Source organism: Aliamphritea spongicola (genome assembly GCF_017051665.1).
GTDB lineage: Bacteria > Pseudomonadota > Gammaproteobacteria > Pseudomonadales > Balneatricaceae > Amphritea > Amphritea spongicola.
Map to the genome: position 1 here is coordinate 1 of NZ_JAFIDL010000009.1, position 12,116 is coordinate 12,116.

The following is a 12,116-nucleotide window of genomic DNA, read 5'->3' on the forward strand; positions in this document are numbered from 1 at the left end:
ATTCTGACTCTCATTAAGTGCATTTTGCTGCGTTGTCGCGGCCCTGTGTCTCAATGTGGGGGCGTATTATAGGCACGCTGACCGAAGAGTCAACAGGCTTTTTCAGTTTCTTCATATTATTGTCATTACTCCGTCATGAGGATATGAATCAGACTGTATTACCCCTTATGTTTAACGGTTAAAACGTTGTTGCCGCCTGTACGGATAAACATCAACGATTTCTCCCTGTTCGACCTGGCTTTGTACTTCCAGCCACCATTCAGGGGTTAGTAGGTCTCCATGAAGCTGATTAAACACTTTACGGATTTTCCGGTCGCAGGCGGTTAACAAATTAAACTCTTCCGGAAACACATCCCCCGGCCCTATTGAGTACCACGGCTCATCCGCCAATTCCTGTTCAGGATACATAGGCTCAGGTATATGTCTGAAGTTACAGTCCGTCAGATACATGATCTCATCGTAATCATAAAAGACGATTCTTCCATGTCGCGTCACGCCAAAATTCTTGAACAGCATGTCACCGGCAAATATATTCGCTGCTGCCAGTTCTTTTATACATTTCCCATATTCATTCACTCCGTGAAAAAGTTGTTCTTCGTTTTCATTTCTCAGTGCTTCCTGCAGGTATATATTCAGTGGCGTCATCCTGCGCTCTACCCAAACATGCTTTATGAGTAAAGTACCTGCCAGTATTTCCACTGACCCTGCGGCTACCTGTTTCAGCTCTTCAATCAGATCCGAATCAAAACGCTCTAATGGCAATTGAAGATTGGTAAATTCCTGGGTATCTGCCAGCCTGCCAGCCCGGTCATGGTGCTTAACCAGCGCGTAGCGCTCTTTAACAATTTCACGGGATACATATTTAGACGATGAGAAGCGGTCTTTAATAATCTTAAAAACAACCGGATATGAAGGCAGGGTAAATACAGTCATGACCATACCCTTTATACCTTCAGCAGGCAGGAATAAGTCTGAGGACTGTTGTAAGTGGTCCATAAAGTCCCGATAAAACTCCGCTTTTCCCTGTTTATAAAAGCCAATGGAGTTATAAAGCTCAGCCCGGGACTTTAACGGTATCAGCTCATGTAAAAAACGAATGAACTGCACAGGGGCGTCAGCGTCCACCAAAAAATATGCGCGGGTAAAACTAAATATGACGGATACCTGATCCGGATCACTGACCGCTGTATCCACATACAACTGCCCCTTATCATTCAGCAACAGAGCAATGACAAACGGGAATTGTCGGTATTGCCCATTCACCCGGCCAACAAGATAGGCGGCTTTATTTCTGTAGAACACACTGCGGATGACATCCACATTGCTGTCGGTATTAATCTGGGCTTCTTTACTTTCTCTTTCCTGCCACTGACGTCGCATGTAACGCATCAAATGGCAGATATCCCTGCGCTGATTCTCCCAGCAGATATCAAACCCGCAATCATCCAGCACATTTCGCAACATTACATATGCACCGGTTTTCAGCGAATAACGCTTATAGATGTTTTTACAATCAGAATTTTCCGGTCGTATACGGGGAATAAACAACTGTGCCTGAGCACTTGGGTGGTCACCTTCAACACGGCTGTAAACAGAATTAAAAAATGTCTCTGCTAACTCAGTATCGGCCCTTACAGCCACCAACTGAGCGTAATCCTGCTTAACGTCTGACCACTGCCAGTTAAGGTTTTTTGTTGCATTAATAGTGACGGCAACCTCACTCACTTTAGCACCGTACAGATCAATCCTCCGGGAAGATATTTCCTGCAGCGTTTTCCACTGACTTTGCTGAAAACAGTCTTTTGCTTCCCAGGCAATACTCTGAAACATTTCCCGGTATTCATTAAATCCGTTCAGTATCAGGATCGCGATCTCTGATGTTGTGTTCATCTGCTCAGCACCTCTGCCCGCCAATTCAATAAGTATTAGCACAACCCGCAGCACACTTCATAAAAGCGTCAGACTCACACGGTAAAGTGCTTGTTTAATTCAGTTAAGTCACTCATATTTAAAGCATCGCCAGAAAGGATTTTTTATGTATCAATTACCACAACTTGAACATACCCGTACGTTAAGTGCGATTGCCGTACTCACCAGTGGCGGAGACTCACCCGGTATGAACCCTGCTATTCGGGGAGTTGTACGGGCAGCCATAAATCAGGGAATTAAAGTGTTTGGTGTTAACCGTGGTTATAGCGGTCTGATCATCGGCGACATGGTTGAACTGGTTGCCAGTGATGTCACTAACATTATTCAGCGTGGCGGCACACTGCTCAAAAGTGACCGCTGCGATGCTTTTCGCGATCCGGTTGTGAGAAACCAGGCAGCAGAAATTCTGAAGAAGAATGGCATCGACGGGCTGGTTGTTATTGGTGGTGACGGATCTCTTTCAGGCGCCCACCTTCTGACCCAGGAAAGCGGTATTCCGGTTGTCGGCCTGCCCGGCACAATTGATAACGATATCTACGGTACCGATGACACCATTGGCTTTGATACTGCGGTGAATACCGCACTTGAAGGTATTGATAAAATCCGTGATACCGCCGTTTCACATGAGCGGCTGTTTCTGGTGGAAGTCATGGGGCGTAATTCAGGACATATCGCCACTCAGGTAGGTATCGCCTGTGGTGCTGAAATGATTGTTGTGCCCGAAACCGAATTCAAAATCGAAGCGTTATGCTTTTCTCTGGCCAACAACCGCCACGAAGGTAAAGGCAGCAGCGGTATCATTGTCGTTGCAGAAGGACCACGTCCGGGGCTGACCTATCGTCTGGCACAACAACTGGAAGAACAGGGTGAGTCGCCGGGAGTATGTATCCTCGGCCACATTCAGCGCGGTGGTACGCCTACCGGCCGGGACCGGGTACTGGCTTCCTGCCTGGCAACGTCTGCCATTGAATATCTGAAAGCAGGTTACAGCGATATCATGGTAGGCATCTCGGAAAGTCGGATCTGTACCGTTCCGCTACGGGATGTCATGGAGAAAACCAAACCGGTCAATGAGCAGCTTCTCGATATGGCAATGCTGCTGCATAAATAGTCGGGGGCCGGCTATATAACGTCTAAATGTCCACTGGCTTCATGCAACGCTTTGATTAATTCATCCACCAGCGGATGCAGCAGTGTATCCGCACTTATACCGCTCAGGCTGAAGCAGTCACTGTTCAAACGCTGAAGATTTTCACCAAGCGACGGCTCATCAGCCACAACGTCAGCCAGCAGTGACCATTCGCATGGGGACAAATGTAAACCACTGACCAATGCCACGCCATTTCGTTTGCGAATCTGTGCCAGCCCCAACAACTTACGGCCATCATTGGAAACTAGCTCTCCATGGGAAAGCCCCGCATAGCAGGCCCATTCAACCTTTTGTGCCTTGGCGGCTACTTTAGACTCAGCAATCATAGACTCATCAACAGACTGACAGGGTATGCCGCTATCCAACAATACCTTTAACCAGGCCGCCTCAAACCACTTAAAAATATCAATAATTCCCAGCTCAGCAGCCGGATGATCCGTGGGTAAAAACAGAGTAACACTCAACATCCAGGGACCAGCAAGCACAGCGCCACCGCCTGAACCACGCTGCTGTACTGGAATATTTCTGGCTGCTGCTGCGCGCTGTAGCATCTCATTATCCGGCCGCTGTGAACGCCCCATAATCACCGCGGGCTCAGCGTAACGCCAGATCAGCAGCTTAGGTTCTGCAACAGGCTCTGACAGAACAGCATCAATTTTCGCCTGCTCTTCCGGCATGCCACCACTATAGATATGGCTGGCCATTTCTGACGTAACACTCATATGAACCTTCTTCCCGATAAACAACTGCGCGCAATTGTCCCGGTAACATCTGGCTAATACAAGTCCGGCCCATATACTGATATTCTCGCAACACATTCATCAGGATCAGCATCACGGACTTAAATGCCTGCTCACAGCACTACATTTACCCAGTTTTACCAAACACGTAACGCTCAGCTGGGCTATCAGAACGATCCTGCACAACAGTTCGCAACCGAACACCTGCAGGCACTGGCAGATGCATTACTTCAGCCAGGCCGCCCCAGGCTTTTTGGTCATAAATCCCCAACACCGAAAGGCTTATATATGTGGGGTGCGGTGGGTAGGGGTAAAACCTATCTGCTGGATCTGTTCACTGAATATCTTCCCCCGGGCTACGTAACTCGCCTGCACTTTCATCACTTCATGGCCAGGGTTCACCGGGAACTCCAAACATTAAGCGGGCATAAAAATCCGTTACAACAGGTTGCCAAACAGTTCTCCCGCGAATGCAAAGTCATCTGTTTTGATGAGTTTTTTATCAGCGATATCGGCGATGCGATGATCCTTGCACGCCTGCTGGAAAGCTTTTTTTCCGCGGGTATGATATTTGTCGCTACCTCAAACACTCCGCCGCAGGCGCTCTATAAAGATGGCTTACAGCGTCAGCGTTTCGAGCCCGCTATTTTACTGTTACAGCAGCACCTTAATATCTTACATATGGACGGAGATACTGATCACCGGCTACGCCAGCTGACATTCCGGAATAATTACTTTATCCACCCGGCTGATTCGGCTTTAGGGGATATGTTTGATGTATTAAGCCCCGCATGCGATCAGAAAACTACCTGTCCGGTCAGCATTATGAACCGGACCATTCCGGTGATAAAAAGAAACCGCACCTGTATCTGGTTCGAATTTGATCAACTGTGTGACGGCCCTCGCTCACAGCTGGATTACATAGAGCTTGCCTCACGGTTCGAACATGTATTTCTCAGCAATGTCCCGGTACTTGGCGGGCAAACACAGGAATGGATAAAAACCCGGGGAGTTGAAGACGGTAATATCGGTGCCGGATATGAAACAACCTCCACCGGTGCGCGAAAAATGCAGTATGCCCGGATGGATGATCCTGCCAGACGCTTTATCAGCTTAGTGGATGAACTGTATGATCAGCGAGTAAATTTATTTCTGAGTGCAGCGCAGCCGCTGGAGCATTTATATTCTCAGGGCAGCCTTGAATTTGAATTCAACCGTACCCGAAGCAGGCTGACTGAGATGCAGTCGGTGGAATATCAAAATCAAGCGCCCGTAAGAGAAATCAGGAGTTAAAAAATAAAGCTAAGGGTAAGTCTGAAGATCTGCATCGATGATCATTTTACCCAGCTCAATGCATTGTTTTATGGCCTCATGCTCAGAGGATGTAACTATCTGGTTTTCAGGATCGGCAGTAGAAAACATAGTTGGCGATACTAGTGCAGATACATTGGCGCCGGTGATCCTTGGCAGTAAGTTCCAGCGGTTACGACCTAACGACTGAACGGCCGGGGTGATCTGATAATCACCATATCTAACCTGCTGCATTCATGCCTCCCTAAGTTGCTTGAACATAGCCTTAACAGTATAGCTGAAGGCGGTATTCTGCCTGCCTTTGAACAGGATTTATATTCATGCAAAAAGAAGGGATTTCGGACCGGAAATACCTGGCTCTTCCGGCCCGGAAAGAACAATATACCTGACAGTTAAAACAGGTAAAAATTAACCACGGTGATCACTGACAAACGGATTATTCAAACGCTCATGTCCAAAAGTGGAAAGCGGACCATGGCCAGGAATGAATGTCACATCATCTCCCAGGGTAAAGAGCTTTTCACGGATTGAATGAATCAGGCTCGGATGATCCCCCTTCGGAAAATCTGTCCGGCCAATAGAACCGTTAAACAGAACATCCCCCACCAGTGCCAGCTGAGTTGACCGGTGAAAAAAGATAACATGACCAGGGGTATGGCCCGGGCAATGCAGCACCTCCAGACACTGATTACCAAAACTGACTGTATCAGCATCATTCAACCAGCGATCCGGGGTGAAGATCTCAACGGAAGGAAAACCAAACATCTGACTTTGCTGATCCAGCGCATCAATCCAGAATTTATCTTCCAGATGCGGCCCTTCTATGGGTACGCCGTACGCCTGTGCCAGTTCAGCGGTTCCTCCGGCATGATCAATATGCGCATGTGTCAGCAGGATTTTTTCCAGCGTCAGCCCTTCAGCCTCCAGTTTATCCACAATGCGTGAAACATCGCCACCGGGATCAACCACCGCCGCACGGCGCGTGTCTTCGCACCAAAGTAACGTACAGTTCTGCTGAAAAGCGGTAACAGGAATGATGCAATATTTCATAAAAAATCTCGTATTCTGGCTGGCTGAATGTCACAACTGGCGATAAACCGCGCAAGTATACCGTAAATCCGCGTTATGCCAGCGGCTTAATTTATCTTGCCTGTGGCCGGCGCTTGGTTATAGTGACTGTACCGTCAGCATAAGGAGTCAGTATTTTGGCAAAACTGAAGCACGAAGCAGCCCTTGTTAAAGAAGCCATCCGTATTGGTGGGGTATATATGGAAAAGCGCGGTGCCGGAAAAATCGAAGCCACCGACAGCGCCAGCGATAAAATCACCGCGATCTACCGGTTACTGGTACTGGATAAGCTGATTCAGCCACTGGCCAAAGGGGAAGATAACGAACCCAACATGAAGCATAAACTGGCGCTGTGGATAGAACGCCAACTACCGGACGGACACCCACTGAAAGAAGGATAAACAGCGTACAAAAAAACCGCCGGAGATCCGGCGGTTTTCTGATTATGATCCGTTTGTCTGAAACAAACGGAAACACCTAAGCGTTACACTTTGTGGTAAATCTCAGCGCCGGTTTCTTTAAACTCAGCTGATTTTTCCATCATTCCCTGTTCAGCCTGGGCATTAATGGCCGCCACCTGACTCTCATCAAGATCACGAACTTCCTGAGAAATCTTCATAGAGCAGAACTTCGGTCCGCACATTGAGCAGAAGTGCGCCACTTTTGCAGACTCTTTAGGCAGCGTCTCATCGTGGTAAGCACGGGCGGTATCCGGGTCCAGACCAATATTGAACTGGTCTTCCCAACGGAATTCGAAACGCGCTTTAGACATCGCATTATCACGGATTTGCGCCCCCGGATGGCCTTTCGCAAGGTCTGCCGCATGAGCTGCAATCTTATAGGTGATAATACCGGTCTTAACATCGTCCTTATTTGGCAGACCCAGGTGCTCTTTTGGCGTTACGTAGCACAGCATTGCACAACCGTACCAACCAATCATCGCCGCACCGATACCGGAAGTAATGTGGTCGTAACCCGGTGCAATATCTGTAGTCAGAGGCCCCAGAGTATAGAACGGCGCTTCATGACATTCAGTCAGCTGCTTATCCATGTTTTCCTTGATCATGTGCATTGGCACGTGACCCGGACCTTCGATCATTACCTGTACATCGTGCTTCCAGGCAATCTTGGTCAGTTCGCCCAGTGTTTCCAGTTCAGCAAACTGTGCTTCATCGTTTGCATCGTATACAGAGCCCGGACGTAAACCGTCACCCAGTGAGAAAGACACATCGTAAGCTTTACAGATTTCGCAGATTTCTTCGAAGTGCGTATACAGGAAGTTTTCTTCGTGATGCGCCAGACACCACTTCGCCATGATCGAACCACCGCGGGAAACAATCCCGGTCATCCGCTTAGCGGTCATTGGCACATAACGCAGCAGCACACCGGCGTGAATTGTAAAGTAATCCACACCCTGCTCTGCCTGTTCAATCAGCGTATCACGGAACACTTCCCAGTTCAGATCTTCGGCAACACCTTTTACTTTTTCCAGTGCCTGATAGATAGGAACAGTACCGATTGGCACCGGCGAGTTACGCAGGATCCATTCACGGGTTTCGTGGATATTCTTACCGGTAGACAGATCCATGATGGTATCTGAACCCCAGCGGATACCCCAGGTCATCTTCTCAACTTCTTCTTCAATAGAAGACGTCAGCGCAGAGTTACCGATGTTACCGTTGATTTTCACCAGGAAGTTACGGCCAATGATCATTGGCTCAACTTCAGGGTGGTTAATGTTTGCAGGAATGATCGCACGGCCTTCGGCTACTTCTTTACGTACAAACTCAGGAGTAATTTCTTCAGGCAGCTGCGCACCATAGCTATGGCCCGGATGCTGCTGATCTACCATGGAACCTTCAGCTTTAGCTTTCGCCAGCTTCATGTTTTCACGGATGGCGATGTATTCCATTTCCGGCGTGATGATGCCCTTACGTGCATAGTGCAGCTGGGTAACATTCATCCCTTCTTTCGCGCGCAGTGGCTTGCGGGTCAGTTCAAAACGCAAATGATCAAGACGCAGATCCTGCTCGCGAACGCGACCATACTCAGACGTCAGGCCGTCCAGCTGTTCAGTATCGTTTCGCTCAGCAATCCAGCCGGCACGAACTGGCTTAAGGCCTTTACGGACATCAATTTCAGCTTCCGGGTCGGTGTACAGACCGGAAGTATCGTAAACATATAATGGCTCGTTTACTTCACCGCCCATGTCAGTTGGGGTCTGATCCAGCGAAATTTCCCGCATCGGTACGCGAATATCGCTGCGAGAACCTTCCACATACACTTTGCGGGATTTCGGAAACGGCTGAACGGAAGCTTCATCAACCTGTGCGCTGCGACTCAATGCAATATTGGTATCAGTCATAGTATTACCTTTAGTTATTCTCGTTATTGTCTGCGGGACTACCGGTCTGGCCTTCATAGAAAAAGCCATAACGAATCAAAGTTATCCATCAATCCATAAAGGCAACACGCTCAAGTTGGCAACGTGCCAACCATTACGGACGAGGGCTAATTTCCGGGTCATATAACACTGAAAACGGTAAATACTGCGTAGAAGCTGGACTGACTGAGAATGGTTCATTGAACAGTTAGCTATTCCGAGCTAAACCGCAAGAACCCCGTAGAAAGGAATAATAATGACGGTTCATCTCGATTTCCTACGCCGGTATTAGCCGGATCAGGTTCGCGGGTCACTGTTTATCGAACAGCTCTCAGCCCCATTCAGGGCACCCCGACCAAGATATTGCGACCTAGTGTAGGATGACATGTTTACGCTGTCCACCCGACAGGCCGGTATGAATGGCACTAACTCTCGTCAGAAAGTCTAGTGCGCAGGAAACAAAACCGCCCACTACACCTAAAGTCTAATAAGGCCCAGGCCAAAAATAAGACTTTTTCTTATATTTATAAAAAATATAACGTGGATAATGTGCTTCAGGATCATCAAACTTCAGGGACAGAACAGAGGAAGGCCACGCTTGCGGACCGGGTCAGGGATGGTAGCAGGATGCAAATCAACCGCACGGAAAAAGGATGCCAGCGCGAAGAGGGTACTTAGGGGGAACTGAGTGCTCTCTTTTTTTCTCTGCTCTTTCTGACCGAACACCACTTCAGTTATTCATCTTATTCCCCCCTGCTCCAGGGTGGAAAATAAGAATTATTCCTATATAAATCCAAATCTGATTCAGCATAATAGACGCCGTGGAGTAAGACGCTTCATGGATCGAAGAAAGGATGGCTGGAAAGCGGAAAAGGAATCAGGGAAGAAGGCAGGATGCCGTAACCTCCGCAAGGAACATGGAAAGCCAGGCTGAAGGGAGTACTCAAGGGGAACTGAGTACTCTCTTTTTTTGCCTGCAGATCTACACCTCGACCCGGGTTGTAAACTTGTCCCGCCGCATTGAAATCAGAGTACGGAACTTACGCAGATACGGATCGTTGGACAAATCACGGCGTACAAACACCTCATAAGCTTCCATATCCGGCACCATGACCACCAGCAGAAAATCGACCTCCCCTGTCACCTGATAACACTGGGTAACTTCGTCTGCCAGCTGCATCTTACGCATAAATGCATCCGCCAGGTCCGCCTGATCACGGATCATTTCAACTTCAACAATGATGTTCAGCATCTTACCTAAGATTCTGGAATTCAGAATGGCCACATCTGCTTCTATAACGCCAGACTCCCGCAAACGCTTTACCCGTTTCAGGCACGCCGGTGGTGACAAGCTTACTTCTTCAGCAAGCTGTAAATTACTGATGCGATTATTACGCTGCAAAATATTGAGTATTTGCCGATCAATGCGATCCAACTGAAGTTTCATAATTTTCCCTAAAAGCGATTTTTTATTATCCAGATAAGCCAATCTGAGAAATTAAATTAACCAATAAAGCAAAAATAGAAAATATTAAAAACCTCCTCTGAATTACACTATATAGCTCCCCGGCCCGAATCAGCCGACAATCAAAACCACGCAGTAACAGGCTAAACCATGTATAAAATATGGCATTCCTTTTGGAAACATACGTTGCCAGATCTGGCGAAAGAAATTTTTGATGTCTTCTTTCTGCTGTTCAAGCTCACGCTGCCGGTAATCATCGTCGTCAAAATACTTGAGGAAATGGGCGCGATTCCCTATATCAGTGCCCTGCTTGAACCCCTGATGCTGTTGGTAGGTTTACCGGAAAACATGGGCATCGTCTGGACCACCACCATGATCACCAATATCTACGGAGGCATGCTGATCTTTTTTCAGATGGCAGATGACCAGGTTCTGACTGTGGCGCAGGTAACCGTACTCGGCACCATGATGCTGATCGCCCACGGCCTGCCTGTGGAAATCCGTATCACTCAGCAAGCAGGGGTCAGACTGGTAACGGCGCTGGCTTTGCGTATGGGCTGTGCACTTGTCCTGGGCATGATCCTGCACCATATCTACAGCTGGGGAAACTGGTTACAACAACCTGTTGAGCTCCTCTGGCAACCACCAGCACAAACCGATGACAGTCTGCTGACCTGGATAATTTCTCAGGTAAAAAGCTTTGCAATGATTCTGGTGATAATTGCTGTACTGCTAAGCCTACTGCGACTGCTGCGCTGGCTACACATTGAACGGCTGATGATCTGGTTACTGAGACCGGTACTGAAACTGCTTGGCATCAGCCCAAAAGCTACCTCCCTGACAATCATCGGAATCACACTGGGATTATCCTTTGGCGGAGGCCTGCTGATCAGAGAAGCACGCAGCGGCAATATTGATCCTGAAGACTGTTTCTCCGCCTTATGCCTGCTGGGATTGTGCCACAGCATTATTGAGGATACCCTGCTGATTATGACACTGGGCGCTGATCTGTCTGGTATTCTCTGGGCCAGACTCGCATTCAGCCTGATCTTTATCGCCATCATGACCCGCCTGCTGAAACTTTGCAGCAGCGAATTCAAATATCGTTACTTCATGCACAACGTAGCAAAGTCTGCTGCGCTAAACGGAGGTTCAGGTGCACGCTGAACAGGAACAGAAAAAAGGCTTTTACTTTGCCCTTGCCGCCTATGGCATGTGGGGCGTATTTCCAATCTACTTTCATGCCATCGCCAGCGTGCCAGCGATGGAGGTACTTGCGCACCGTATCGCCTGGTCACTGGCTTTTCTAGCGGCAATATTGCTGATCAGCAAGCGGGGCAAAGACATTCTCGAACTGCTGAAAAAGCCGAAACTGCTGCTTAGCCTGACACTGACGGCAATTATCGTTTCTGCCAACTGGATGATCTTTATCTGGGCCGTTGCGCAGGAACAAATACTGGAAGCCGCACTGGGATACTATATAAACCCGCTGGTCAGTGTATTTCTGGGAATGATTTTTCTCGGCGAACGCCTGCGAAGAGGTCAGTGGTTGGCGATTCTTCTGGCACTGGCTGCGGTCAGCTACCAGCTTATACTGTTAGGCAAACTGCCATGGATAGCACTGAGCCTGGCCTTCAGTTTTGGCTTGTACGGGCTACTCAGAAAAACCATTCCGGTAGACTCGATTTTGGGCCTGTTCACCGAAACTCTGTTGCTCTTCCCTTTCGCTATCGGTTATATGGTCTGGCTGGCAAGCCACAATGAACTGGTATTACTCAATGCCAGTGCAGGATTAAGCCTGTTACTGCTGGCAGCCGGTATCGTCACCAGCCTGCCCTTGCTTTGCTTCACCTCAGCAACCCAGCGACTCAGCCTGCTATACATCGGCCTGATGCAATACATCGCACCGAGCATTTCATTTTTAATTGCGATTTTTTACTTCGGCGAAACTCTGGACTCAAACCGCCTGATCACTTTCATCATGATCTGGCTTGCTCTGGTGATTTTTACCGCCGAAGGACTTATCCGACGCAGGCAAAACAAACGCTCTGCTGTATAAAGTCACACAAA

The 12,116-nt window shown here is 48.3% G+C and carries 11 protein-coding genes and 1 riboswitch; of the genes, 5 read left to right on the plus strand and 6 right to left on the minus strand.

All coding sequences use genetic code 11. The annotated features are described in order from the left end of the window. Window positions 1-171 precede the first annotated feature (171 nt). Window positions 172-1,890: a bifunctional isocitrate dehydrogenase kinase/phosphatase gene (gene aceK, locus JYB63_RS19730; RefSeq protein WP_205659650.1), complete on the minus strand. Its 1,719-nt coding sequence runs from the start codon at window positions 1,888-1,890 to the stop codon at window positions 172-174. Window positions 1,891-2,035: 145 nt separating this feature from the next. Here aceK and pfkA point away from each other — a divergent pair, with 145 nt between their 5' ends. After that, complete coding sequence (gene pfkA, locus JYB63_RS19735) at window positions 2,036-3,040, plus strand: 6-phosphofructokinase (protein WP_205659651.1); 1,005 nt, start codon at window positions 2,036-2,038, stop codon at window positions 3,038-3,040. 11 nt (window positions 3,041-3,051) lie between these two features. Here the strand turns inward: pfkA and JYB63_RS19740 are convergent, their stop codons facing one another. Next, on the minus strand, window positions 3,052-3,801 hold the full coding sequence (locus JYB63_RS19740) for a lipoyl protein ligase domain-containing protein (protein ID WP_205659652.1): 750 nt from the start codon (window positions 3,799-3,801) through the stop codon (window positions 3,052-3,054). A 123-nt stretch (window positions 3,802-3,924) separates the two neighbouring features. On the opposite strand from JYB63_RS19740, the gene zapE reads away from it, so the two are divergent. Further along, window positions 3,925-5,112 carry a cell division protein ZapE gene (zapE, locus tag JYB63_RS19745; protein ID WP_205659653.1) on the plus strand — a complete coding sequence of 396 codons (1,188 nt, stop codon included), beginning with the start codon at window positions 3,925-3,927 and terminating at the stop codon, window positions 5,110-5,112. A gap of 9 nt (window positions 5,113-5,121) precedes the next feature. Here zapE and JYB63_RS19750 read toward each other — a convergent pair whose 3' ends face one another. Both JYB63_RS19750 and JYB63_RS19755 read right to left on the minus strand, forming a co-directional pair. Beyond that, entirely contained in the window at window positions 5,122-5,364 is a 243-nt protein-coding gene (locus JYB63_RS19750; RefSeq protein ID WP_205659654.1) for a hypothetical protein, read from the minus strand. A 174-nt stretch (window positions 5,365-5,538) separates the two neighbouring features. Continuing rightward, window positions 5,539-6,180, minus strand: coding sequence for an MBL fold metallo-hydrolase (locus JYB63_RS19755; protein ID WP_205659655.1), 642 nt, complete (start codon window positions 6,178-6,180; stop codon window positions 5,539-5,541). Window positions 6,181-6,335: 155 nt separating this feature from the next. On the opposite strand from JYB63_RS19755, the gene JYB63_RS19760 reads away from it, so the two are divergent. Further along, complete coding sequence (locus JYB63_RS19760) at window positions 6,336-6,599, plus strand: DUF5062 family protein (RefSeq protein ID WP_205659656.1); 264 nt, start codon at window positions 6,336-6,338, stop codon at window positions 6,597-6,599. 83 nt (window positions 6,600-6,682) lie between these two features. On the opposite strand, the gene thiC is transcribed toward JYB63_RS19760, so the two are convergent. Further along, window positions 6,683-8,563 (minus strand): phosphomethylpyrimidine synthase ThiC, encoded by a 1,881-nt coding sequence (thiC, locus tag JYB63_RS19765; RefSeq protein WP_243432088.1) that lies wholly within the window; start codon window positions 8,561-8,563, stop codon window positions 6,683-6,685. Window positions 8,564-8,838: 275 nt separating this feature from the next. Then, window positions 8,839-8,945: riboswitch (TPP riboswitch) on the minus strand. A gap of 618 nt (window positions 8,946-9,563) precedes the next feature. Further along, window positions 9,564-10,028: an Lrp/AsnC family transcriptional regulator gene (locus JYB63_RS19770; RefSeq protein WP_205659657.1), complete on the minus strand. Its 465-nt coding sequence runs from the start codon at window positions 10,026-10,028 to the stop codon at window positions 9,564-9,566. A gap of 168 nt (window positions 10,029-10,196) precedes the next feature. Between JYB63_RS19770 and JYB63_RS19775 the strand changes: the two genes are divergently transcribed. Together JYB63_RS19775 and rarD are read left to right on the plus strand one after the other, a co-directional pair. Then, entirely contained in the window at window positions 10,197-11,213 is a 1,017-nt protein-coding gene (locus JYB63_RS19775) for a hypothetical protein (protein ID WP_205659658.1), read from the plus strand. Then, window positions 11,203-12,105 carry an EamA family transporter RarD gene (gene rarD / locus JYB63_RS19780; RefSeq protein WP_205659659.1) on the plus strand — a complete coding sequence of 301 codons (903 nt, stop codon included), beginning with the start codon at window positions 11,203-11,205 and terminating at the stop codon, window positions 12,103-12,105. The genes JYB63_RS19775 and rarD overlap by 11 nt, the downstream gene beginning before the upstream one ends. Window positions 12,106-12,116 lie beyond the last annotated feature (11 nt).